20 protein-coding genes are annotated in these 25,537 nt (G+C 33.0%); 13 read left to right on the top strand and 7 right to left on the bottom strand.

The genetic code is table 11. The features are described from left to right. Window positions 1-29 precede the first annotated feature (29 nt). Genes ftsZ through H6622_02815 form a run of 5 tightly spaced genes read left to right on the top strand, consistent with a single transcriptional unit; the run spans window position 30 to window position 5,901 of the window. Window positions 30-1,469: a cell division protein FtsZ gene (gene ftsZ, locus H6622_02835; GenBank protein MCB9060442.1), complete on the top strand. Its 1,440-nt coding sequence runs from the start codon at window positions 30-32 to the stop codon at window positions 1,467-1,469. A gap of 2 nt (window positions 1,470-1,471) precedes the next feature. Then, window positions 1,472-2,974 carry a hypothetical protein gene (locus H6622_02830; GenBank protein MCB9060441.1) on the top strand — a complete coding sequence of 501 codons (1,503 nt, stop codon included), beginning with the start codon at window positions 1,472-1,474 and terminating at the stop codon, window positions 2,972-2,974. A 16-nt stretch (window positions 2,975-2,990) separates the two neighbouring features. Continuing rightward, on the top strand, window positions 2,991-3,881 hold the full coding sequence (locus H6622_02825; protein MCB9060440.1) for a hypothetical protein: 891 nt from the start codon (window positions 2,991-2,993) through the stop codon (window positions 3,879-3,881). After that, window positions 3,882-4,025 (top strand): hypothetical protein, encoded by a 144-nt coding sequence (locus tag H6622_02820; GenBank protein ID MCB9060439.1) that lies wholly within the window; start codon window positions 3,882-3,884, stop codon window positions 4,023-4,025. Further along, entirely contained in the window at window positions 4,012-5,901 is a 1,890-nt protein-coding gene (locus tag H6622_02815; GenBank protein MCB9060438.1) for a hypothetical protein, read from the top strand. Before H6622_02820 ends, H6622_02815 begins: the two co-directional genes overlap by 14 nt. A 7-nt stretch (window positions 5,902-5,908) precedes the next feature. Here H6622_02815 and H6622_02810 read toward each other — a convergent pair whose 3' ends face one another. The 3 genes from H6622_02810 to H6622_02800 form a co-directional block, all read right to left on the bottom strand. Continuing rightward, window positions 5,909-6,319 carry a hypothetical protein gene (locus H6622_02810; protein ID MCB9060437.1) on the bottom strand — a complete coding sequence of 137 codons (411 nt, stop codon included), beginning with the start codon at window positions 6,317-6,319 and terminating at the stop codon, window positions 5,909-5,911. Window positions 6,320-6,324: 5 nt separating this feature from the next. Further along, window positions 6,325-10,170 carry a hypothetical protein gene (locus H6622_02805; protein MCB9060436.1) on the bottom strand — a complete coding sequence of 1,282 codons (3,846 nt, stop codon included), beginning with the start codon at window positions 10,168-10,170 and terminating at the stop codon, window positions 6,325-6,327. Window positions 10,171-10,275: 105 nt separating this feature from the next. Next, a complete protein-coding gene (locus H6622_02800) occupies window positions 10,276-11,901 on the bottom strand; it encodes a ribonuclease J (protein MCB9060435.1) in 1,626 nt (541 codons plus the stop codon). 80 nt (window positions 11,902-11,981) lie between these two features. Between H6622_02800 and H6622_02795 the strand changes: the two genes are divergently transcribed. The 5 genes from H6622_02795 (at window position 11,982) to H6622_02775 (ending at window position 15,972) form a co-directional block, all read left to right on the top strand. Next, complete coding sequence (locus H6622_02795; GenBank protein MCB9060434.1) at window positions 11,982-12,935, top strand: 50S ribosomal protein L11 methyltransferase; 954 nt, start codon at window positions 11,982-11,984, stop codon at window positions 12,933-12,935. Continuing rightward, window positions 12,932-13,633, top strand: a complete 702-nt coding sequence (locus H6622_02790; GenBank protein MCB9060433.1) for a 16S rRNA (uracil(1498)-N(3))-methyltransferase — start codon at window positions 12,932-12,934, stop codon at window positions 13,631-13,633. Before H6622_02795 ends, H6622_02790 begins: the two co-directional genes overlap by 4 nt. Window positions 13,634-13,690: 57 nt before the next feature. Next, window positions 13,691-14,440, top strand: a complete 750-nt coding sequence (locus H6622_02785) for an RDD family protein (protein ID MCB9060432.1) — start codon at window positions 13,691-13,693, stop codon at window positions 14,438-14,440. 3 nt (window positions 14,441-14,443) lie between these two features. Beyond that, complete coding sequence (rfaE2, locus tag H6622_02780) at window positions 14,444-14,887, top strand: D-glycero-beta-D-manno-heptose 1-phosphate adenylyltransferase (GenBank protein MCB9060431.1); 444 nt, start codon at window positions 14,444-14,446, stop codon at window positions 14,885-14,887. 251 nt (window positions 14,888-15,138) lie between these two features. Continuing rightward, the gene (locus H6622_02775; protein ID MCB9060430.1) at window positions 15,139-15,972 is read left to right on the top strand and encodes a flagellin FliC; all 834 of its coding nucleotides are present in this window, start codon (window positions 15,139-15,141) and stop codon (window positions 15,970-15,972) included. 136 nt (window positions 15,973-16,108) lie between these two features. Here the strand turns inward: H6622_02775 and H6622_02770 are convergent, their stop codons facing one another. Then, window positions 16,109-19,489, bottom strand: coding sequence for a hypothetical protein (locus H6622_02770; protein MCB9060429.1), 3,381 nt, complete (start codon window positions 19,487-19,489; stop codon window positions 16,109-16,111). A gap of 522 nt (window positions 19,490-20,011) precedes the next feature. Here H6622_02770 and H6622_02765 point away from each other — a divergent pair. From H6622_02765 to H6622_02755, 3 genes are all read left to right on the top strand, one after another. Further along, entirely contained in the window at window positions 20,012-20,845 is an 834-nt protein-coding gene (locus H6622_02765; GenBank protein ID MCB9060428.1) for a flagellin FliC, read from the top strand. 144 nt (window positions 20,846-20,989) lie between these two features. Next, window positions 20,990-21,694, top strand: coding sequence for a PilZ domain-containing protein (locus tag H6622_02760; GenBank protein ID MCB9060427.1), 705 nt, complete (start codon window positions 20,990-20,992; stop codon window positions 21,692-21,694). Window positions 21,695-21,745: 51 nt separating this feature from the next. After that, on the top strand, window positions 21,746-22,474 hold the full coding sequence (locus H6622_02755) for a metallophosphoesterase (protein ID MCB9060426.1): 729 nt from the start codon (window positions 21,746-21,748) through the stop codon (window positions 22,472-22,474). 4 nt (window positions 22,475-22,478) lie between these two features. On the opposite strand, the gene H6622_02750 is transcribed toward H6622_02755, so the two are convergent. Genes H6622_02750 through H6622_02740 form a run of 3 tightly spaced genes read right to left on the bottom strand, consistent with a single transcriptional unit; the run spans window position 22,479 to window position 25,376 of the window. Then, the gene (locus tag H6622_02750; protein ID MCB9060425.1) at window positions 22,479-24,098 is read right to left on the bottom strand and encodes an AAA family ATPase; all 1,620 of its coding nucleotides are present in this window, start codon (window positions 24,096-24,098) and stop codon (window positions 22,479-22,481) included. Beyond that, window positions 24,098-25,009 carry an NAD(+)/NADH kinase gene (locus tag H6622_02745; GenBank protein MCB9060424.1) on the bottom strand — a complete coding sequence of 304 codons (912 nt, stop codon included), beginning with the start codon at window positions 25,007-25,009 and terminating at the stop codon, window positions 24,098-24,100. The genes H6622_02750 and H6622_02745 overlap by 1 nt, the downstream gene beginning before the upstream one ends. After that, a complete protein-coding gene (locus H6622_02740) occupies window positions 24,987-25,376 on the bottom strand; it encodes a response regulator (protein MCB9060423.1) in 390 nt (129 codons plus the stop codon). The genes H6622_02745 and H6622_02740 overlap by 23 nt, the downstream gene beginning before the upstream one ends. Between the last annotated feature and the right edge of the window lie 161 nt (window positions 25,377-25,537).

Below are 25,537 nucleotides of genomic sequence, written 5' to 3'. Positions count from 1 at the left end.
TGTTGAAGGAATAATTTTAAGGGGGATATATGTTTGAAATTTCTAATGAAGAAAAAAGAATTGATCTAGGTGCTAAAATTAGAGTGATAGGTATTGGTGGAGGCGGATGCAACGCTGTTAATACAATGATTCGGGCCGGTCTAACAGGTGTTGAGTACATTGTTGCTAATACTGATGCTCAAGCATTAAACGCCAATCTGGCCCCTACAAAAATTCAACTTGGCGCTGAAATTACCAAAGGTCTAGGTGCTGGAGCAAATCCTGAAATCGGCAGAAAATCAGCTTTAGATGAATATGAAAAACTTTCTGAAGTATTAGAAGGTTCAGATATGGTATTTATCACTGCTGGTATGGGCGGTGGAACTGGAACTGGGGCCGCTCCAGTTGTTGCCAAACTGGCAAAAGAAATGGGTGCCCTTACAGTTGGAGTTGTGACAAGACCATTTCAGTTTGAAGGTAAAAAAAGAAGAAGAGTTGCTGATGATGGAATTATCACACTAGAAGAAAACGTTGATTCTTTAATTACTATTCCAAACCAAAGATTGTTGCAAATTGCTGGTGAGAGTCTGTCTCTCATTGATACTTTTAAAACGGCCGATGAGGTCTTATTAAATGCTGTAAGGGGAATTTCAGATTTAATAAATAACACTGGTCATATCAATGCTGACTTTGCAGATGTCTGTACAGTAATGGCCGGTAAAGGTCTATCTCTCATGGGGACAGGCGTATGCTCAGGTCAAGATAGAGCAATCAAGGCCGCTACAGAAGCCATTAGCTCTCCTCTTTTAGAAGATATAACAATTGATGGGGCCACAGGAATTATAATTAATATTACAGGTAGCTCATCTTTAACTATGCATGAAGCGAATGAGGCCACTACACTGATTATGGAGGCCGCTGATGAGGATGCTGAGATAATTTTTGGTACTGTTATTGATGAGAATATGCAAGATGAAGTAAAGGTAACAGTTGTTGCGACTGGCCTTGGAGGAAAAGAGAGAGTAAGTGTTGCAAATATGAGATCGATGAGACCGCAAGAAGTTATTCGTACAAAAGCTGAAGAAAAAAATATAAATCCTCAAAGGTCAGTACCTGTGCAAAGTTCTCCTATGGTTGATCTAGAGCTTGATAACGCTAGTTTTAGCGATGATTTCAATAAGGTTCCTTCTACATCTCAGGAAATGCTTGAAGAAATTAAAGCTTCTAAAAGTTCTAATTTAATGAACTCAATTCAAAATGCAGCTGAAAGATATGGAAGTGTTGCTAGAGAAGAGGTACAGAGTTCAATTCCTTCTAGAAGACCTATGCGAGAAGAACATACTAGAAGCTCTGAACCAGCAGTTCAAAATTCATCTCGTGCAAAATCAATTGCAGAAAAACTTGGATTTATTAATTTTGATGAAGATGAATTTGATACTCCTTCTTTTATGAGAAAAGAGGATGAAGGTCAAAACTCGCTTGAACATTAAAAATGAACAATAAAGGAAGTACTTTACTTCAAGTTATTGTATTAATGGCACTTGTAAATGGTGCCGCTTTATACAATAACTATAGAAATAAAGCTCGTGTCAATCAAGATATAAAATTGAACCAAGCAAAGATAATCGATGATACTATTAAGGAAATTCATCAAATCCTTGCGGATGTTGAGAAGTGTGCCGTTGCAAGAGATAATTCCTTTCAATCTTTGCCAGGATTTGATTCCATCCCTAAAGTACTCTCGGAAAATGATGAGGCGAGAATTTCTTTGACAAAAATCGAAAAAATCCCCGACCCAGATGCTCCAGGTCCCAGGGAGTATTTACTCGATTTAACATTTGAAAAATACATTGATAAGAAATCAGCTCCCTTAGCTATCAAAAAATCAGTGAAGGTTTTAGATTTAACTATTGAAGATGAAGCAAACAATAGTGGAAAAGAAGTATGTACTAGCTTTGAAACAGATGGGCAGGAAGAATCAATAAGTACTTTCTGTGAACTGACAGCGAGTGAAATAGAGGAAAATACTGGTAAATGTAAATATACTGAACTTTTAGATACTCCTTTCAAGACGAGAATTTACAAACTGGCCTGTGATTCTATTGGTGGTGTTATTGTTAATGGAAAGTGCAATAAAATAAACATAGATGGTTTGATTCAAACGATAAATTTAAAAAAAGATTCGATTACCTTAAATGGAACTCAACGTACAGATTTTCTAGATTCTTATTGTAGCACACCAGGGGAAGTACCAACTGGAATTAGTCCTGATAGTAAAGTTTTGGACTGCATGCCGTTACCATGTAATCCAATGCCTGGAGCGGTTTCCACTTGGAAAATAGTTGAGTCATCTACTGCCTTTAAGTGTAAATGCATCAGGGATAGACCTTCAGGGGGTATTTCTTGTGGTGGAAATGATTACAATTCTTGTGATGATTATCAAGTCGATGATGGATGTGGAACCAATACAACTTGTCTAATTCATGGAAAAAAAGATTGTCCTTGTGAACCGGTTGTAACATTTGGTGCATGTAACTGTAGTACAATGCAAAGAGAACAAAGGTCACAATGTCCAGGACAAAATGCTCAAGTTTCAAATGTTCCATGTGATGCTAACAATAATTGTGGTGGAGGTGGAGGTGCTGGTTGTACTCCTGTAGTTACATATGGAAGCTGTGATTGTGCAAATATTGTCAATTCACGTGGATCACAAACCGTAACAACGAGTTGTACTGGTCAACCAGATATAGTAACAAGTCAGGAATGTCGTTGTTGTCTTGGGCGTTTGATGATTTGGAATATGGCCGGTAACTCTATTGAGTGTAAAGCTCTATCTGAGTCTGGTAATCCTGGAGATAGTAAACAAATTTACGACAATAGTTCGTCGGGAGGATATCCTGGAACAGGATCATTAAAAGTAGAATGTAGAAATCCTCCTGATACTTGGGGAAATCCGCAATGGTATAGTGTAAGCGGTTCAGAAATTTGTAATTGATTTATTTGGAGTTAATTTGAGATTGGTTCAAAAAGGTATGTCATTAATTGAAACCATTGTTGGTGTTGGTTTACTTAGCGGAGTAATTCTTGGATACATTGGGGTTCAAAAATTTTCTGGACAGCAAAAGATAATGACAGACCAAAATACTGAACTCACAAATTATATTATCCATCTTAAAAAAAATTTGTCAGTTAGAGATAGCTGCAATGAAATGGTATCTCTAGATGGAAGTGGACAGTTAATAATTAATTGGAATCCTCAAAATTTGGCCTTAGACTATGAGAAATCAGGTCTACTTAAAACGAATAATGATATAATTGATATGCCAACTGTCACTACGGATGATGCCCAAATATTGCCTATTAATGTGCTTATGGAGTTTGAAAGAGAAAGTAGAGGTATAAAATCAAAAGCAAGAAGAAAGCTTACCTTTCACGGATTATTTAAGAATCAAGTCTTTATCGAATGTGTTGATTATGAAACGATATCAATTGCGAGTTTAATAAAAATCTCTTGTGAAAATTTAGGTGCTCGGTTTGAACCAACAGATATAGAAAATCCTACCTGTGATTTTAGTGAAATGACAAAGACAGACCGGTTCCCAAAAGTCATTCTAAAAGAAGTTTGTGAAAAAATTTATATGGGTACTTATGATGAACTGAGTGGACTTTGTAATAAAATTGAAATAACCAATGGGCCTGCTGAAAGTGTCAACTTAAAAGAAAATAAAGTTAGATTGAAAGATGATCACTGGAGAGAACGTTTTAATATGGAATGTCCAAATCAGCAAGATATGTTTGTTAAAGGCTTTAGTGCCTCTGGGGTGCCAAAATGTTTGCAGTATCAATTTTGTTCAAATCCAGGAAGTGACTCATCTTGTGCACCACTTGGGCAGGGAATTTAAATGAATATTTATTCTTTCCATAAATCAAAAACAATATGGGTTGATTTTTCAAATGTAGGGGGAAATGTTCACTATTGTGTCATGTTAAATGATATTGGGAAAACGATTCAACTTATTAAAGGCCTTTTTCATGAAATTCTTTAAGAAAAAAAGAGGATTTTCACTTGCTGAGATAATGATCAGTTTGGGTCTAATGGGAGCTTTTGGATTTATAATTTTAGATTATATGGCCATCGTACAAAAAAATACAAAAAAAGATTCAGAGGATTTTAAAGTTGATTATACAGTAAGAATCATGCAACAACTTCTATATAGTAAAGAAAAGTGCGATATCATTATTACAAATTCAGATGGTACACTTGATCCATCGAGTTTAAATTTTGAGAATCTAACAGAAAAGGCACATCACTATAAAGAAGGGATGAATATTGCAGACAATATATCGTTAGATAAAATACAAGCGAACTTCTCTGGAGATGTAGGGAGATCAGTCGTTAAAGTTGATCTTGAATTTAATAAAGGGTTACAAAAAAAATGGACAAAACAAATTGCATTTCAAGTAAGTAAAAATTCGACGGATAATAAAGTTTCATGTTTGAGTTATGACAAAGACTTGATTAATAATAGTGCTATTGAAAAATTTTGTTTAATGGCATCAGGAGTAGCTGATCCTGCTTGTACACTATCTAATCTTTCAGATAATTTTCGTAAACGTCTTTCTGAGTTAATTTGTGAGATGATTAATCAAAATGGATCTATTGAGTTAAGCAATGAAAAATGCAAAACAATTGATTTAAATGGACATATTTTTGCCCGAAACATAGATGACAAAAAAGTATGCGCCAACACAAACTCTGGTGAGTGTAGAGAAATATTTCAAAATGAAAGTTGCCCTGGAGGTCAATTTTTAAAAGGAATTAATACAAGAGGTGAAATTGTTTGTGGATCATTAGGACAATCGTGCAATTCGCCTACTTATGGGCCTTGTAACTGCAGCACTATGCTAAGAGATAAAACTATTATTTGTACTGGTCAACAACCTCAAATCACACAAGTAGCTTGTGATACTAATAATAACTGTAGTAATACTTGTGATTTTCAAGGGCAAGTTGATGCTTATGTAGAAAATATATTAAAAAATCAAATTACAATTAACTATGATAGTGGCAGTCCAGCTTTGATTGGACAAGCACCCAATACTTATAAAGCAGCAGCTGATCTAAGGATGAAACTATTAGATTCAATGTCTATAGTACATAGATGTTATTTCGGGTTCAAAACTACACCCGAAGAACCTAGTCAGTTGACCAAAGGATTTTTTGGGAAAACCCAAAATTATCCTGATGGAATAAAATGGACATATTTAGATGGTAATGGACAGAAAGACACGAGCAAAAATATTAGTGGTAATCCGAATATCTTTGATGACAAAATCTGGCTATCAACAACTCCTTTTGGAAGTTTAGATATATTGGAAATGACAGGTGGTGCATTATGTGAATTTGATGCAAAAGACCTTTATCCTATTATATGTCCTAGTGGGACAGATAACCCTCAGTCAGATCCAAGAAGTTTTGAAAAACTACTCACAAAACTTACTAAAGGAGGTACAGCTCAGAATCCATGTAATTTAGTGGCACAGCAATGGTATGGAAGCGATGACGGATTAGGTATGAGTATTTTATGCTCTTCAATGTCACCAGGAACACAAATACAACATGATGAAACCTATTCTTACAGAGATGATGATATTGGTAGTAGTAGATTAGGTACTTATGTAGTGAAGTGTAATAATGGGACTTTGACGAAAGTTTCTAGTACTTGTCCTTATGACATGATTTGGAAATATAATGGAAATAGTCCATGTGTAAACGTTACGACCAGCGCATATCCTCATCTTGGCAATTGTGCCGAGGGAAACAGTTGTCAAGAAGGGGTTGATGATAAATGTAGAGCAGATGCTTGTACAGGGAATATAGGGAACACGAATACATATCAGTGTCTACCAAAGAAAAAATGAATAAAATTTAATCCATTATATAGAGCTGAGTCTGAGTATAGATTTGATTTTCATCTTCATGATATGAAATCTTAAGATAGCTTAGTTTTCCCTGTTTTTTTAATTCCTCTCGATACTCGTAAAGTTCAACCCCTTCGTCTGGGAGTTTTGAACTAGAGGTAGCAGTTTTATACAGTTTAAATCGCTTTGATTTATATTTTTCTAAATGCACACAACAGAAAGTGAGTCCATCCATTACAGAACTACACTTATCACAAAAAGCAACATCACACACTTGACAGATATTTGTAGGAATACTTCTTGGGTGATTCGGGCAATAAAGAGAGGGATTTTTCATCCCTCTTAATTTATTTCGAAAAAAATAGGCACTTATAATAAAAATTGAAAAAAAGAGTAATGAATAAAGAAAATGACTCATTAATTTTATTCTTTTGAATCTCGGTCTTTTATCACTCGAATGTATGAATCAAAATCTTCTAAGTTCATTTCTTTATAGGTTATTCCTCCATCTGTTGTGAGATGAGTGAAATCAATATCTCTATCAGTTGGAAGAGAATCAAATGCCGCGACTGCTTCTTCTATCGGATAGTATTTTGCTTTTATGCTATGACTAAAAGAACTGACCATTTCTGTATCTATAACATTAAATCTAGCATCTTGGGAGTACGGAACAATGCTGGAAAAAACTGAAGTGAGTTTCGCAAGTTGTATTCCATCTATCCTCTCTCCTAGATAAAGCTTTCCGTCTTGTTCAAATATTCTTCTGTTTCCACCTTCTTTAGTCAAATCAACTTTGAATTTTTTCCCGTAACGGGTCTGTCCAATGATGATTAACTCATCTACTTTATCTTTTAAATGAGAGAGCTCGCCTGGAATAAAAGGAACTGTTAGGTAGCTTTTATTAACCTTTACAACTTTAATAAAATCGTCTTCGGTTTTAAGTTCGGTTACAATTTCTGTATCAACATAAGCAACCGAATCTCCATTTATTTTATTTCTTGTTTTCATACCAAGAGTTGCGCCCTTAGGTTCATTATTAGGGTCAACAATACTTATCGTGAAAGCATGTCCATCCTGATACATTTCTTTAAAAAATCTAACTTCATCTGGGTTAAGGTATCGATTAAGTAGGTCGCTTTGACCTTTTCTCTTTGTCTTTTTTGCTAATTCAATAATTTTATCTATGTCAAAATTATATTCGATTCTCCATCCAGCTCGAGAGAGTTTTTTAGTAAGTTTTCTCATTTCATTAATCAAACCTGAATTGATTTGGTCTGATACAAAGACTAGTCCACGTTGTTGTGGCTTCACAAAAGAATAATGGAACAATGTCTCTCCTAGCGGTCTAGGGTTTCCATTCTCGTCTTTATGATTTTTGCCTAGAGAAACAGGGTATTCAACATAAAAATTTCTGAAATCTACTCTATTCGTAAATGATTCACCATATTTGTAGACAACAAGATCTCCAAAATAGACGGCACCTTTTTCAGAGAGTTCTTTTTGCAAAGTTTTCTCGTAATATTCATATGCTTTTTTCTTCGCCTGAATATGTATATAAGATATCGAAGACTGAATTTGTTGAACTTTTTCTTTATAGTGATTAACAATTGAAAGAATTGGTTTTTGGTATATTTTTCGAATCCCATCTTTCACTTTTTGAACTGAAGAGTAAGGAGAGTCTTTTAGGATTTTTCTATCAAGTTTTTGCTGCCAATACTTGAGACTTTCCTGGGCCAATTCTAGTCTGATTTTTAGTTCACTAAAGGACATTTCAAATTTTCTTTGAGAAATTGATTCTTCAAACTTTTTATCTAAATCTGCCATTTCTTCATAGTTGGCAACCTTTTCCACTAATTCTTTATAAGGAGTAGATTCAACATAAAAAATACCATCATCTTTAGTAAGTTCTTTTGTTGCATTTTCTAAAAACTTTTGAACTTTAGAGCTCACAACTTTTTCGATTTCTGCTTTTTCTCCTTCAGAGAGTTCAGAGAAGGTTAATTTTTTTCTTTTATAAGAAAGAGCTTCAGCTAAGAATTCTTTAAGATCTGCTATCGATTTTAAAGTTGTTGGAGCATTAAAGCCAATTACATCTCTAGTAAATGAATTAATGTCGTTAAAATTTGAATTGATTTCATTCTGAGTAGTTTCTAAGATTTCATTTCTTTGTAATTCATTTAATTTCATCAAGGGTTTGGAATATAGTTTTTCAGCTAGGAATTGATTATAAAATCCTTGAAGATCTTCAACGCTTTCTAAATTGTAAGGCAATTCTAACTTCATTACTTTTTCAAGAAAATTCCCTAAGGCCTTTGTGTTCAATGGATTACCTTTGAAATAGAATCCAGAGCCAATATCTTCTTCAAGTTTTTTATGAGATATCATTTCTTCAAAGTTATCTTTGTAGAAATATCTAACTTTCCAAATGAAACTATAGGCCTTATAAAGTCCTTGCATTTGGCCAACAGTGGGTTCAAACATACCACTTGGCTGGTTGATCGGCCCTTCATTGCCTCTATGCCCGGGGTTTCCTTGTAAATCTCTTATTTCAATTTCAGTAATTAAAGGTGTTGTTTCAGGATAGTAGGGGAGCTTTATATCAAGATAGCGTGAAAATTTTTGTTCATTCAATATTGCGGCCGCCTCTTGCCCATCATGATACCTTCCTTTTAGAGCTCTTGTGAATGGTGTAACCATTCCTGCATTTAGATATTTCACTCCGGCCTCATAAAACCTATCTGAAGCAGCGATAATAAGAAACTTCGCAAAATCTATGTTTGCAGCTGGCTCAACTTCACCTTCTTTAAGTAGACCCTTTTCTTTTCTTTCTAAATAATCTCTCACTAGAGCTGGGTCAGCATCATAACTTACAGTTTCTGGCTCGTAAGCTGCACCATGGAGAGATCCAAAAGTAGAAGCAACGAGAACTCCATTAGGATCCCAAAATTCGACACTCATTGCGTTTCCGGATTTCAATGCTTCTATCATCATATCTCTATTTTTCTTGCTAGAAGCAAAACGAGATTCTACTGCTCCCTCACCATGTTTTTGTTTTGCGGCCCTTTCAACTAAAAATTCAGGGTCAGCTTTGTTAAAAGTTATTTTCCAACCTTTTTTAATGTAAGTTTTGAAGAGACTTCTAAGCTTTTCAATAGTTTGAGAGTCACTTAAATCAGAGTGATTTATTAGTCCTTTAATTTTTGGAATAACATACCCTGGTTGCCTAAAAGCTACGCCAAGAGGAAAAACTCTTTTTTCAACTTGTTCTTTAATCTTTTGTTTTATTTCCTCTAGCTGTTGTTCATATTTACTATTAATAAGGGTTGTGGTTTTCAATTCAGATTCTTCTATTGCTTTGGCAATTTCTTTGTCTCTTTTTTGGTAAGTTTCCAATAAAAGTTTCTTTTGAGTTGGGTTTTCTTTAATGCTTTTTTTCAGTTCATCAATAATTATTTCATAATTTTTAGAAATACTTGCGTTCAGATTAGTTTGAAGTTCTCTAATCGATTGAGCTAGTTCTTCATCTTTTTCACGATTAAGAATAGAGAATTCTTTGTTTAGTTCTTTTAGGGCCATTGCAACTTCTGGAGTATCATTTTTTACTTTTCCAGCATTGAACATATTTATGTCTTCTGTAATCCAATTTAGAAACAATTCAGAAATTTGATGTTTTTTTCCAGAAAGATCTACTGTCCAAAGTCCATTTTCTTTAATCAGAGATTGAACAAGTTCTTTTGTTTCATTTCCAATTGCTTTTTGGATTTTATCGAATTGTTTTTTTGCATCTATTTTTTCTTTTTCTGTTTTAGATATTTCAATATTTTTTCTGAAAGGGGCAATTCTTGATTCATTTTTTATGAGAATATCTCTTAGCCTAGCTTGATCTCCGACAACGTAGAAACCTTTGGTGAGTAGATCATAAACTTTTCCATCATGAACAGGAATTTGTTCTAATGATTCGACTATATAGATACGTTGATCCCAGTAGAAGCCTCCAAATTTTTCTGCAAGATATTTATCAGGGTCAGGTATAGCTTTCGTGTCTCTGGCCTGTATTTTTGGGCCAATCATCCCTCTTGGTCCAATTGTACTCGAGAGAGGGTACAATTCTGTTCCCAAATCATCAATATACTCTAAATTGAAAATTTGATTGCTGTTATTTGGTTTAGAATGTTTTTCAATTAGTCTAATTTCACATTCAGGGTAATTGGATAGAGTGATTTTGGAAAACAATAGGAGCGTTAACATGAAATAGAATTTATTGAGCATAGATTTCCCCTTCATTAGATCGTAAGCGAAAATAGATAACAATTTTGACAGAGATATTCACTGTTTTTGATGCATCAATGTAATAATTATTTAATTTGTTTTAATCTATAAAAAGTGAATAAATACAATTGGTTTAATTGAGTATTTATTTACAAAGAATCGCCTAAGGTCTACACGAATCTTTTCCTCTAGATCGCTGGTTCGAGAAGTTTTTTTATGCTTGGCAATAATTTCAGCAATTTGATAATCAATCTCACTTTCTTCGTCATTTAAAAATTTAGGGAGTCCAAACATTTGCATTTTAAATACACTAGAAGGAGATTGAAATGTTGAGCTAAGAAGGACTGTACCTTGTGTGGCCAATTTTCTTCTTTCATTTATAGTTTCTTTTTCTATAACTCCACTTTTTTGATTAATGAAAAGAGGTTTGAATTCTTCCTTTGGTGGAATATTCATTGTTGTATAGTCATTTTTGAATATTAATTGATGGTAATTTAGAAGAAAATGATAATTTGATTTTGTCTTCTTTTTAATATTTTTTATATGTCTTCTTATAAAAATAGTCTCGCCATGAATTGGTATAATATCATGTGGTTCATATTGATCATAAAGTTCTTGTAAGTCATCAATTCCTGCATGTCCAGATGCATGAAATTTCCCAAGGTCACTGGTATAGATTTCTACACCAATTTCAGCGAGTTGATTAAGTACATTGTTTACATTTTTTTCATTACCAGGAATAGCTTTTGAACTAATGATAAAAGTATCTTTTTTATCTGGTACAAAAAGTTTATCGTGCCCATAAGAAACTCTTCGAAAAGTACCATAAAAATCACCCTGACAACCTGAAAGTAATATAATTGCACTATCCTTATTTATTGAATTATCGTCAGATTGCTTAATTATATTTTTAGGATCTTTAATTATCTGGCACTTGAGTCCGGCCTCGATATAATTTACCATGGATCTTCCATAGGGTATGAGCCACCTTTTTTCTTTAGTTGCAATGTTGATAATTGTTTGAATCCGATGAAGGTTTGATGAAAATGTAGTAATAAATATTCTATTTTTTTTTGCAGAGATCACTTTTTTCAAATCATCGATCAAATCAGATTCAGAAAGAGTTCTCCGTCGTTTAGAGGTTATGTTTGTACTATCAGGCAATAAAATTCTGTGTTTTAATTTTTTTGAAAGGGAATTGAGTTTTTTAAAATTAAAAAAAGCTTCATATTTAGTTTTTTTATCCACTTTAAAATCTGAAACATAAAAGGCCCCAAAATCGTTTTTTTTATCTTTTAATAGAAGTCCGAATGTTTGTGGAATAGAGTGGTTGACATGAATAGGATGGATTTCAATATCCTTGAATTCAATTACGGATTTTTCCTCAAATATGCTAATAGCTTTGTAAATTTTGGCATAGGACAATTTTGCGTTAATCAACTCTGCAGTGAAAGAAGAGGCCCATAAATTGGCATTTGGAAATGCCATACAAAAATGTGAGATTGCGCCAATATGATCTTCATGTCCGTGGGTTATAATGATATCTGTGGGGATACCTATAATCGCCCGATAATCAGGAATTAAATAATCTATGTCGAAAAAATCATCATTTGGAAAGAGAATTCCAGCATCTATGATCAAGTTTGATTTTGGGGTTAATACTTGCATCATATTGGAACCAATTTGTCCTAACCCCCCAAGCGGATGAAATTTAATTTTAAAGTCATTCATATTCATTACTCAATGAGAAAATAATTCAAAACCTATTTGTTAACTTTACAATTCTATTTGTCTACTGGCAAAAGGGATTCATGAATAAAGTTTATAATATTTTAAAATGTTCCCTGGATGGTTTAGAAATCCAAGAAATTGAGTTACTAAAAATTAAGGCCATGCATGATTTTCATTGCAGTGGAGTAGAAGAATATTCTATTGATGAGCAAAAAGTTGATGAAATTTTAGGAGAAAGGGCCTACTCGGGTGGAGATATACCTCTTGAGCTTTATGATGAGATTGATCTCTCTCAAGGGCCAAATGAAATGTTTTTTTATTTTGAGAACTCCAATGTTGAAAATTTTAAAAAATATTTACTAAGTGAAAACATTTCTAATGTCACGATTGATCAAAAGAATTTTGAGGATTGGAATTCAATCTGGAAGAAGCACTATGAGAGGATTTCAATATCAAAAAGAATCGAAATAGTACCATCTTGGGAAAAAACTCAAAACAAATCTAATGAAATCTATATTTATCCTGGGCAGGGTTTTGGTACAGGAGGACATGAGACAACATTTTTGTGTTTAAAACTTTTTGATAGTCTACTTAACAATAATATGCTGAAACCTGGATTTAAATGTTTGGATTTTGGGTGTGGCTCTGGCATTTTAGGAATTGCGGCCCTGAAATGGCAATCTATGGGGGTTGTTTTTTGTGATATAGACCCCAATGCGCTCGACAATACTGTACAAAATATTGAATTAAACTTTGAGGGGCATGATTTATCAGGGTCTTCTGTTGTACTTCGTGAAAGATTAGAAGTTAATAAAAAATACGATTTAATTTTTGCTAATATTTTAGAAAATATTCTCGATCTTGAAAAAGACCTTATTTACAGTTTATTGAATACTGATGGTTACCTGATTGTTTCTGGACTTTTAAATGAACAAGTGGAAAGTCTCAAAGACAAGTACATTAAACTTGGTCTAAAATCTGTAGAGAATGTTTCAAAGGGCAACTGGTCAGCACTGTTATTTAAAAAAATATGAGAGCAATATATTTAGAAAATATTGAACCGGATATAGGTAAAGATGGAGTCATTTTTGTTGATGGAGAAAATGCAAAACATCTCATACAATCAGTTCGAATCAGATCAGGAGAGAAAATTTTAGTTCTAAATGGGAGAGGGCTAAAAGTTCATTGTGAAGTTCAAGAAATTTCTAAAAGGGATCTAAATTTAAGAGTATTTGATATTCAAGAAATACCAGACAACCGGACTTTGTCGTTAATTTTAGCTCCTCCTAAAAAAGAAGCTTTTGAGGAAATCATAAAGAAATCTATGGAAATAGGTATTAAAGAGATCATCATTTTTGATTCTGAATTTTCCATACGTTCTCAGTTTAATCTTCCAAGACTTGAAAAAATTGTTGAAAGTGCCCTTATTCAATCAAATGGTACACATAAATTAGAGCTAAAATTTGAAAAGACTTTTGAAGATGTTATTAAAACTGTTCCAATTGAAAGCATTTTCTATTTTTGCACTAGGCAGACTTCAGATAAACTTGAAATAAGACAGTGTAAAAAGTATTTGCTAATTGGGCCAGAAGGAGGCTTTTCAATTGAAGAAGAAGAGAAGTTCAATTCATTAAAAATTCAATCAATTCTTTTACCTACAAATATTTTAAGATCACCTACGGCTGTTTGTGTTGCGTCAGGTTACATGCTCGCTTTGGAGAGAATCAATTAGACAAAATATTGCTGCTTTGTTTCTTTTGTGTCATTCTAAAGCTACTAAGGGGAAGTAATGGATAATTTGCAACAACAGAAAGAGAAAAATACAAAGAGTTCAATTAATATCAATAGTGATTTTGATTTAGATCATTTGGAATTTAGGCCTATCAATAAAGGACTAGGTTTTCATCAAAATACAAATAAAGACAGAGTTGGCCCTGTTAAAAGAAAAGTAATCGTAAATTCAAATACATTAGAAAATCAAAAACGTAGCAGGCTTGAAGCAAGAACGAATTCTAAAGTTAGTCTTGGAACTTATAAAAATGGGACAGATCCTATTTACGATAAAAAAGAATTTCTTTTGAATGAAGAAAAAAAGGTTACATCAACAGATAAAGAAATTTCTGTCAAAAATGTTGATCTATCGATTAAAGCTTCAAAATTTGAAATTTTTGTTGCTTGGTTAATCGATCTTGTGATTGTTCTATTCTTTTTAGCAGTGACAGGGATTTTTTTGATACTTGGATCTGGGATAGATCTAGATTTAATAGAGTCGTTGATCAATAAACAAGAAATTTACCTGTTTGGTGGTTTGCTTTTTATATTTTACTATTTCTTATATTTTACGGTCTTGGATGTTAGTGGAACTCCAGGTAAAAACACTTTAGGACTTAAAGTTGTTGATGAATCTGGAAAAACTGTCAGAATGAAATCATTATTTGTGAGAACATCATTAAGCTTGGTATCGTTTATATTATTAGGTCTTCCAAACGTTTTAAATATTCATGGGGCGGTATCAAAAACATCTGTCATTAAAAGGTAGAAAGTGAATTTAGAGAACTTTGTTAAATTAAATAGAGAAAAAAAAATAGTTTTCACGAATGGTTGTTTTGATATTCTTCATAAGGGCCATGTAAAATACTTAAATGAGGCCAAGAAGTTGGGAGATGTTCTAATATTGGGATTAAATTCAGATGCTTCAGTAAAAAGATTAAAAGGCAATAGTAGGCCAATTAACAATGAGCTTGATAGAAAGTATATTCTTGAAAATTTAAGGTCAGTTGATTTTGTGCAGATATTTGATGAAGATACTCCCTATGAACTTATAAAAAATGTATTGCCTGATGTGCTTGTAAAGGGTGGCGATTGGAAGGTTGAAGATATCGTCGGGCATGATGTTGTTCAGTCAAAAGGTGGAATAGTGATGGGGCTTTGCTTTGAAGAAGGATATTCCACTACAAACATAATAGAAAAGTCAAAACAGTCTTAAAAAAAATTATTCTTAAGAGATTACAAAGTCCTTATTTTCTAAGGATTTGTATTTTAAACCAAAGTAGTCAAGTATAAGTCTTTGAAAAAAAAGAACTTTTTTATAAAAAAAACTAAAGAAAAATTTTCCGGTTACGAATAGTCTGGTGTTGGCACTGTGGGAGTGTCAAGTCAATTGCGGAAAGAACAAGGGTGTTATTTCCATTAGATTCTCTAAGGACGGTTTAACTTAATCATTCGAGGAGTATTCAAATGGGCTTAAGAATTAACACAAACGTCACGTCTCTTGCCGCTCAAAGAAATTTAAACATTACTAAAAGAGATCAAGAGAGAAATTTAACAAAACTATCATCTGGTTCAAGAATTAATAAGGCCGGAGATGATGCTGCAGGCTTGGCGATTTCTGAAAGATTGAAGTCAGAAATTAGATCTACTCAACAGGCCAAGAGAAACGCTGCAGATGGTATCTCTTTCATACAGACTGCTGAAGGTGGATTGAATGAAGTTTCAAGTATTCTTATCAGACTTAGAGAACTATCTATCCAGTCGGCTTCAGATACGATTGGAGATGTTGAAAGATCTTTTTCTGATAAAGAGTATCAAAGTTTAGTGAAAGAAGTAGATAGAATCGCACAGTCTACTACTTTTAACGGTACATCACTTATAAATGGTGAAGGCGAAGATAGAGATATTCAAATCGGTATTAAGAACGTTGATGGACAAGATAGAATTACTTTCACTCCATCTGAGTCAAATGCAACTGCTGATGCCTTAGGAATTTTAGGTACATCTGTAGGTCTTAAAGAAGATGCTCAAGTGAATTTGGAAACAATTGATAACGCGATTACACAAGTTAACGGTAATAGAGCAAATTTAGGTGCATTACAAAATAGACTGGTATCAACTATTAGTAACTTAGAAGTTGGAAATGAAAACTTAAGTGCTGCAAATTCTCGAATTAGAGATACTGATGTCGCACAAGCAACTTCAGATTTAACTAAGTCGAATATTTTAATGGGAGCGTCTACATCAGTTTTAGCTCAAGCGAATACTTCTCAATCTGCTGCACTAAAACTTATTGGATAACAATTAGATTTATAAAAGGATTTCACAAATTGTTGTTTGGAGGGGAAGCGAATGCTTCCCCTTTTTATTTTAATTTGACTTGAATTCTGAGATTTTGAAAAAGGAGGGGAAGCTAGAATGCTTCCCCTTAATTTTCTTAATTGTGTCTTTGGCTTTTTTGGTCAGACTTTTTAGTGTTTGTAACAGTTGAGTTGTTTAGGTCAGATTTTTGATTTCCTGGCCCATAAGCTTTTGAACGACCTTTTTTAGAATTAGCAATGTTTGAAGCATTTCTAAGTTCCTCATTTTGTTTTTTTATCTTGAGGGCCTCATTAATCTGTTTTGCCGAAATATTTAAAGGTTTAGATGGAGTTGTGATCTCTTCCTTTACAACTTCAACAATACTTTCTTCATTTGTTGCAGTCTCTACTTTTGCAGGCTGAGAATTTTTATTTCCTTTTTTAGATTTAGTTCGTACTGGTTTAATTGGTCGTTTTTTAAATTTCTCTCTCAAATCTTTTGCAGTTTGTTTTGGTTTTACTTCAGGTTCAGGCTTTTTAAATTTTGAAGCTACTTTTTTAGATCCTTCTACGATTTTATCTTTTATTACTTTAGATCCTTCTACGATTTTATCTTTTGTTGCTTTAGTGGCCTGTACTGTTGCGTCTTTAGCATTCTTTAATGAAGTAGAAACATTTTCACTAATTTCTTCAATTCTTTCAGCAGTTCTGTTCTTTAAAGAAAATGGATTTTCAGGTTTAAGTTTGTAGGCATCTTTAAACATTTCTTCAACTTGAACTTCTTCACCGTAAGTCATTCTTACTGGTTTTTTGAATTTTGAAGCTACTTTTTTAGATCCTTCTACGGTTTTATCTTTTATTACTTTAGATCCTTCTACGATTTTATTTTTTGTTGCTTTAGTGGCCTGTACTGTTGCGTCTTTAGCATTCTTTAATGAAGTAGAAACATTTTCACTAATTTCTTCAATTCTTTCAGCAGTTCTGTTCTTTAAAGAAAATGGATTTTCAGGTTTAAGTTTGTAGGCATCTTTAAACATTTCTTCAACTTGAACTTCTTCACCGTAAGTCATTCTTACTGGTTTTTTGAATTTTGACTTTAAATTTTTAAAACCTTGGGCAATTTTATCTTTTATGATCTTTGCACCGTTAACGATTTTATTTTTTATGGTTTTTGTTCCATTTGAAAGTTTCGTGGTTAAAGATTCTTTAGGGTTTAAAATGACTGTTGCGTTTTCTAGTCCTTCGTTTACAGCGTTTTCAACAAGTCCTTCATTTACTGAGCTTTCCACAAGAGTTTCATTTATTTGTTTTTCAGAATTTTTAAAAGAAGTTGTTAGATCATTTCCAAGTCTACTTTTTGCTGTCAAAATAGGACGTTTTTCTAGATTTCTTTTAAATTTTCTAACTGTTTGATTCGACAGTGGTGCTACTTCTTCTAAAACAGGGGTTTCAATTACAGGGGTTTCAATTACTTGTGTCTCTGCTACAGGCGTTTCTGGTTTTTTAAACTTAGATTTTAAGCTATCGAAACCTTTCATAATTTTATATTTTAAGGTTTTTGATTTACTAACAATCTTTTCCTTAATTTCTTTAGAGCCATTTAAAATTCGTGTACCTAAAGATTCTTTTACAGACTCTTTAGAATTTTCTAATTTATAGATGGCATCAATCACATCTTCCTGAGAAAGAGGTTTCGCAGCAGTTAATTCTGGTTTTGCTGTGTTGTCAATTTTGTGAATTGCGTCAATTAGATCTTTCTGAGATAAAGATTTTACTCCTTTTTGTTTTTTTGAAGTAATATTCCTTATAGATTGAGAAAGACTCTTGATCGATTCAGTTGTACTTTTCAACATTTTACTCTGTGCAACTTTATCTTTTACAGATTTAATTTTTGAGGTCGCTGAATTTGTTAGTTTACTCCAAAATTGAGAAGTTTTTTCAGCTTCCTTCATTGCTTGTATTTCTTCAGCTTCTTTTAAAATCTTTGATTTTGAAGCTAATACTTTAAGGCCGCCGTAAGATCCACCACCAAGTGCTAGAAAGCCAACGTTTAATGCAAGAGCATTTCTATTAGAGATGTAGTCGTTATATAAAACATTCATCTCTTCTGCACCTTTTTTACTAAGTCCTGTAAAAAGAGCATTTCTCAAAGATTGAATTTCTTTGCGTTGTGGATAAACAGTATTAAATCTTAATCCTGTAGAAATTGCCATAGATGCAGTAGATGTACCTAATGCATAGGAAGCAAATTTCTTCGTTCTAAGCATACTTAGAGCTGCTTTCTCACCAAATTCAGCAGCAGCTTTCTTTGCAATTGTTTTAACTGCAAGTCTAGCAAGGGCACCAATACCAGTGATACCAACTGCGAATGAAGCATAATCTAAAACCTGAACAGCTGTGTCCCATTTGATTCTATCATCACCATTTTTGATAATTGTTTGACCTAAGATTGAAATAGTATTTCCTACTTGATCAGGGTTGTTTGTCATATAATGAGCTAAGCTTGATGGGAATGAAATCATTTCACCACTTAGATCATCAGCATCATAGTCTTGAAGATTATTTGCAGCGTTTCTAATTTTAGCAGATGCTGCCTCGACAGAAGAATTAAAAATATCTTCATCAATTAAATCTACATTGTCATCTGTTAGGGAAATAATTCCTTCAACATCATTTTCAAGAATAATATCACCAATATTTGTTTTATCAGCAATAAGAATAAAATCTAGTCCTTTTTGGTTACTTTCAATTAACTGTGAATGTAGAGTTAAGTACTGATGATATAAGTCAGCTCTTTCTTCTTCATTTTCAGATGTTCTATAAGAGTTTAAAATGGTATTTAACTCTTCTATCTTTCCATTTATGCTTGAGATGATTTCTTCTTTAGAACTTTTAATCTCTTCTTTTCTGTTCTCAAGAGAAGATGCTACAGCTTCTAGGTCTTGAGTTAAAATATTTCTGAATGAATTAGTAATTTCTTCTTTTTGTTCTTCACTAATTTCTTCAGCACTGAAACCTTGAAATGAATCATAATCAAGAGTGTCTATAACTCCTGATCTTTTGATCTCACTACCGAAATTATTTACGAATACATCAATATATTTTCCATAGTATCCATTTTTAAGATTGCTAATTTGTTTCGTTAGAGAAAGAAAAGTTTCAATTTTCAGTTGCATTTCATCTAAATCCGAAACATCAGTTCCTCTTTCTTCAATCATAGATTTTGCAAGTAAAATTAATGGTAAAACTTCATTTTCTAGCAAAAGAGCGTTAGATTTTGTGAAATCAATTTCATTAAATGATAATGAAACAGCATCAATAATATCAGCTGAATTGAATTCTTCTAACTCTTCAAGACTCTGTGCCACTGAGGTGTTTAGTACAGTTGACTTTTTAGTCAAAGTTTCAGTTGGACCTGGTTGTGAACCTGATTGCCCTTTTCCATTATTACACGAAGCAAGTGTAAGTAATGAAGCAATCACTAGGGCCTGCGTTTGTTTAAAATTTGGCAATTTCATAATGATCTCCTACCATTCTCATGGTTGTCGTTAATACAGATATATAGTTTTGATACGTTCTATTCGCTCAAAAAAATTCATCACTAGTGTTTAGAAAATAAACGAAAAGCGGATTGTTCTCAATTCAATCTGTCGGATTGGAAAAAATTTATAAGGATATGTACAAAATTTAAACAGTTTTTTTGTGGGTGTATGATTTCATAAAAAAAAAGAAATTTAAGACTGCAAAAAAAATGTCTAATATTTAGACACTTGGTGTGTAAATATATTTTTTAGATTGCATTTCAAAATTTAAAAAAAATGTTCACATTATTTAATAAGCACTTCTTCAGTGATGAAAAATGGTTTTTGTTTCAAAAACTTTTTGAAAAAAAGCATGAGGTAAATATATAGAATTTGGGGATATTCAAATTATTTTTCCTATATCAAACGAATTGGCTCAAGTATTGCCCAACTGCTCCGATTAAGTATATGACCGACAAATTAAGTCGGTTAGTTATTAACCTAAACAGGAGCAAGAAAATGGGTTTAAGAATTGCGACTAATGTGGCCTCAGAACAGGTTCGAGCGAATCTTTCTAGAGTGTCAAGGACTGCCGATGATCAGCTTACCAAGCTATCAAGCGGTAAACGTATTAACAAGTCAGCAGATGATGCTGCTGGTCTAGCGATCGCGACAAACTTAGGAGCAACTATCGGTGGTTTGAAGCAAGCTAGAAGAAACGCCAACGACGGTATTGCCATGGTGCAAGTTGCCGAAGGAGGTTTGAATGAGATCACAAACATTATGACTAGACTTAGAGAACTCTCAATTCAAGCTGGTTCAGATACAGTTGGTGATCACGAAAGAAGTCTTCTAAATGAAGAGTATAAACAATTAACTGAAGAAGTTGATCGAATTGCAAATTCAACTAAATTCAACGGTTTCAAAATTCTCGCAGGTGATGGCGCTGGTACATTAGATATTCACGTCGGAGCAGATGCAGATAAAGTAAACACTATTCAATTTGATTCAGATACAGCTAATGCTACAAATGATCACTTAGGGATAGGAGGACTTACTGTTGAGACCAAAGATGATGCACTAGATGCAATTGAGAGTGTTGATGAGGCATTAACAACTATATCATCCCAACGGGCCATTTTAGGTTCTGTTCAATCAAGACTTCAATCTACTGTTAATAACTTAAGTGTTCAAGTTATAAACCAAAGTAATGCGAAGTCAGTTATACAAGACGTTGATGTTGCTGAAGCCGTTTCAGACCTTGCTTCAGGAAACGTTTTAAAACAATCGGGTATCGCTACATTAGCACAAGCTAACAATCTTCCAAATTCTGCCTTAAGGCTGATTGGATAACCGGGGAAGCATAGGCTTCCCCCCTTAATTTTAATTGAAACCAGATATTGGTGTCGCAAGGGGGAGAATTCTTTCCTTGTATATTAAACCCATCCCTTCTGGTTTGTCTTTAATAGGCCAGAAGGGTATTATGGGGAATTAAATATGAGTAGCGAATTTTTAAAAAAAGATCCATTAAAAGCAATAGCAGAAGCAGTGAAAAATAAGGAAGAGGGCTATTCTTGGTATGCTTTTCACAGCAATATTATAAAAGCTGAATTAGTTGTTGAGACGATTAGAAAAGACCGCAATGAAGTAGTAATCAGACCACTTCCAGGATCAATAGCATATTTGCAAGAAATGATTGCTGGCCAAGAGTATCTAAACGTTTGTTTACCAAAATCGTCACTTGTCTTTACTTCAAAGATCAAATGGATGAATGATGAAGGAAAACTTCTTCTTTCTCTTCCAGAGAAGTATTCTTTTAGTGAAAGACGTAGGGAAGAGAGGATTGAGCCTAATTCTTCGGTTCTTGTTAATTTTAAATACTTAGGGAATCAAGTAAGAAAAAACTGCTTAGATCTAGGTCTTGGAGGGTTTTCAATTGTTTTTGCAAAATCTGAAGGACAAGTACTGGATAGGGGAAAAATAATTGATAATATTGAAATTCGTTTTAATGATGAATTATTAGAAGTAAATTGCAAAGTAACAAGTATTTTAATACTTAAACCTTATATGATTGATCGTGTCCCTTACGCTGGTAGCAGAGTAAGCTTTCAATTTGTCGATTTAACACCTGTGCAAAAAGAAAAAATTGAAATCTTTCTCAAGTCTTATGAAGAAGAAATTAATTTCATTTCCAATTACTAATCTCAAATGATCACACTTGCTTAAACATCTGTATTCTCATATAAAGATTATATGAAAATAATGACCATATCAGATTGCCATATCTCCTATGAAAAAGGAGATACCTATAATTTATTAATGACAAAGCTTACCGAAGGACTAACCTTAGAACTTGATTTTTTAATTTTCTTAGGAGATGTCTTTGATTTATTAATTGGAAGTTATGATGAATATTTGAAAATATTTTCAGAATTTTTCGAATTAATCAGTACACTTAGTGCTAGAACTCAAATTGTTTTCATTGAAGGAAATCATGACGTTCATTTTGAAGGCCTGTTAAAAAAAATGAGTTCTTCAAATCAGATTATTCTACGTAAAGATTCTTTTTGGATTAAGGATAAGAATAAAATTTTATTTTTTTGTCATGGAGATCTTATTGTAGAAAATGATCTTTTGTATGTTTCATGGAGGCGTTTTTTGTCGAGTCGATTTATGAAATATATGCTGGAAATCTTTTTTGTGTTCAAAGATGTTGAAAGAATTGGGGGCAGAATGTCCCAAAACTCAAGAAATAGAAATAAAGATCGATATAGTGATCGTATTGACCACAAAGTTCAGGAAAAATACAGAACAAAACTGATGGACTTTGCAAAAGAAAATGGAATTGATTATCTTTTTGCAGGACATTCGCATATAAAAGAAAATTTTGAATATAATAACAGCTTTTATCTCAATAATGGTCTATTCCCACGTGAAAAAGTAGTGATCTTTTACGATGATGGGAGCATTTCATACAAATAGAGTTTTAATGCTCTGTAATAGTATTGATAAATTGATTCTTATCCTTGACGATGTCTATTTTGGAAATAGTTCTTTGATTATCCTTTTTTCCAATACTTGTTTTTTCTACATTGATAATATGCCCGGCAAACTTAATAATTTGTGGCAAATGAGTGATCGCAAGAACTTGAGAATGAGTTGAAACAGTATGGAGTGAACTTCCTATACAAATTGCTGTTTTTCCTCCAATTCCAGAGTCAATTTCATCAAAAAGAAAAATTGAGACAGAATCTTTTGAAGATAAAATTTGTCTTAGGGCCAGGAGAATTCTTGAGAGTTCTCCTCCTGAAGCAGTTTTTCTTACTTTAAATTCTCCTTCTCCAGGATTTGTTTCAGCAAAAAAATCCAATTCACTGAAACCTGAAATATTCAATTCTTCTTTTTTTAAAATTTCAAACCTTAGTGTAGCTCCAGACATATTTAAACTCTGTATTGCCTTTGTGAGAAGTTTTGAGAGTTTTTCAGCGGCAAGAAGCCTTGAATGATGTAAACTTTCCGCGATTTCAAAAGCTTCTTTTTTAAGATCTAAAATCTTTTTTTGTGACGTTTTAATAGAATGTTCTAAATCTTCTAAATATTTTAAGCGCGAGGCAATTAAAATGAGTTTTTCATGCACGTTGCAAAGTTTTGGGCCATATTTTCTTTTGATTTTTTGAATTGAATCCAATCGATCTATTATGTGAATATATTCTTGTTCATCATGATCTGATTCTCTAAGATTCTTTGCTAATTCATAAGAGAGATCTTCAAGAGCTGCTTGTATTTCGATCAGTTTGTTTTTAAAGCTTCCTAAGTCATCTAACTTTGAAAATATTGAGTTTAAAGAATTCAGTTGATTTAAAATATTATAATCATTATCTCCTGAAAGAAAATCTATGGCCTCTTCAATTGATTGAGTATTGCTCCTTTGTTGCAATAGTTCTTCTTTTTTCTTTGCAAGAAGAATATCTTCATCTATTTCAGGAGAAACAAGTTCAATTTCTTTCTTTTGAAATAAGAGAAAATCTTTTTCTGTCTCAACGTTAAGATAGTCAGCGTTTAAAGAATTAAATCTTTTCGTTTCTTCTTGTAGCTCATAGAAAAGATGTTGGTATTTTTTTAATGAAATTTCGTTTTTAGAAAACTTATCCACAAGATTAAGGAGATAATTAGGTGAGAGGAGTTTTTGATTTTCAAATTGTCCGACGAGATCTACAAAACGGCGAGAAAATTTTTTTAGATTTTCCGATGTACAAACCTGATGGTTTAAAAAAGTTTTTGTACCCGTTTTTTTATGAATAATTCTTTTAATGATAATTTGATTATCAAGTACAGGATGTCCAATGCGGGTTAAATAATCGCATACAGAAAGATCAGTTACATGAAAGTTTACTTCAAGAACAGAAAACTCAGCTGATTTTCTAATCATGCTCTTTTCAGCTCGTCCTCCAAATAAAATGCTCAATGCATCCAAAATTAAACTTTTTCCTGAACCTGTCTCTCCAACAATGACATTCATTCCTTTGCCGAAAAAAATTCGCTCAGACTCAAAAGTTGCAAAGTTTTGCAGATAGAGTTGATCTATAAAAAGTCCATCATCTTTCATCAGTTTCTCATTCCTAAGGTGAATTTTTCACGTAAAATTTGGAAATAACTTCGATCTGGATTTTGTATTAAATTAATTGCTCTTCCTTTGATCTTAGAAATTTCAACGACCATTAGTGAATCTATATTAAAAGTGTTCTGTCCATCAAGAGTTAGCGAAACTTTATCTTCTTTTGAAATGAGTCTCAAAGAGACGACCCCTTTGTCATTTATGACAAGTGGTCTATGCGTCAACGAGTGGGCACAAATTGGTGTTAGAACCAATGAATTTACACTTGGACTAATAATAGGCCCTCCAGCGGCCAGAGAGTACGCGGTAGAACCAATGGGGGAGCTTACTATAATTCCATCTCCTGCTAGATTATAAATATGTTCGTCATTAATCTCTACGTTAACGGTAAACATTCTTGAAATTTCATGTTTATTAAGTACGGCATCATTTACAAAAATTGATTTATAAATAGTTTTATTTCTTTTTATGACTTTTGCTTGATACAGAGAATGTTTATGAATTGTATATTTCCCATTCAAAGTTTTGTTTAAATCATCATGGAAGTCAGATTTAGAAAATTCAGTAATAAACCCAAGTGTACCCATATTTATTCCAAAGATGGGTGGAGAGTTTTTGTTTATATTACGACAAGCTCCTATGAGTGTGCCATCTCCTCCTAGGGTGATAATAAGGTCTGTGGACTGAAATAAATCTAAATCACTTACTAAATTTACGTTTTTGATATTTTTTCTGAGAATTTTCTCTAATCTAGGCCGCTCATTTTTTGAAAATAAAATGGTGACTTTTCTTCTCATTAACCAATTAATTAAATTTGGAATAACTGTATTATAGAGATCAACATAGCTTGGCTTTAAAATGATGCCTACTGAGTTGATTTTACTCTTGGAGTTCTTTTTCATTTTTTATACCTTTTTTCATAATTTCAAGTGCAGAGTTGAGATCTTTGAATGGCTTAGATAGAACTTCACATCCATATGAGTGCGCTTTTTCAAGAACTTTCTCTGAAATATAGGCCGTCATAATGATAAATCGATTTTGAATATAGTTTCTTCCTTTAAATGAAATTACATCCTCAATGACATCAAAACCAGTTGTATCCTTGAGCATAAGATCACAAACAATACAATCATAATCGTTTTTTTTAATTAAGTTAATGGCCTCAAAACCTTTGGTTGTAGTGTCAACTGAATGATTTGACTTTTTGAGTAGTCGTTCTAAAGAACGCAAAATAAGTAACTCATCTTCAATGATTAAGAAATCTTTCATCCTTTTATCTCCGTGATTTCTTCTTGGGAAGGGAGATACTTATTGCTGAAAACAGATAGAGATGTACCTGTATTCTGAAAAGCATCCGCGTAGTGTTAAAAATGAATTTATCTATCCAGCAAGTGAGGTTAAATCGAAGGTGACTTGCTGTTAGGAAAAGT

The sequence above is a fragment of the Halobacteriovoraceae bacterium genome, from assembly GCA_020635115.1.
Taxonomy (GTDB): Bacteria; Bdellovibrionota; Bacteriovoracia; order Bacteriovoracales; family Bacteriovoracaceae; genus JACKAK01.
This window is presented reverse-complemented; position numbering and strand designations above follow the sequence as displayed.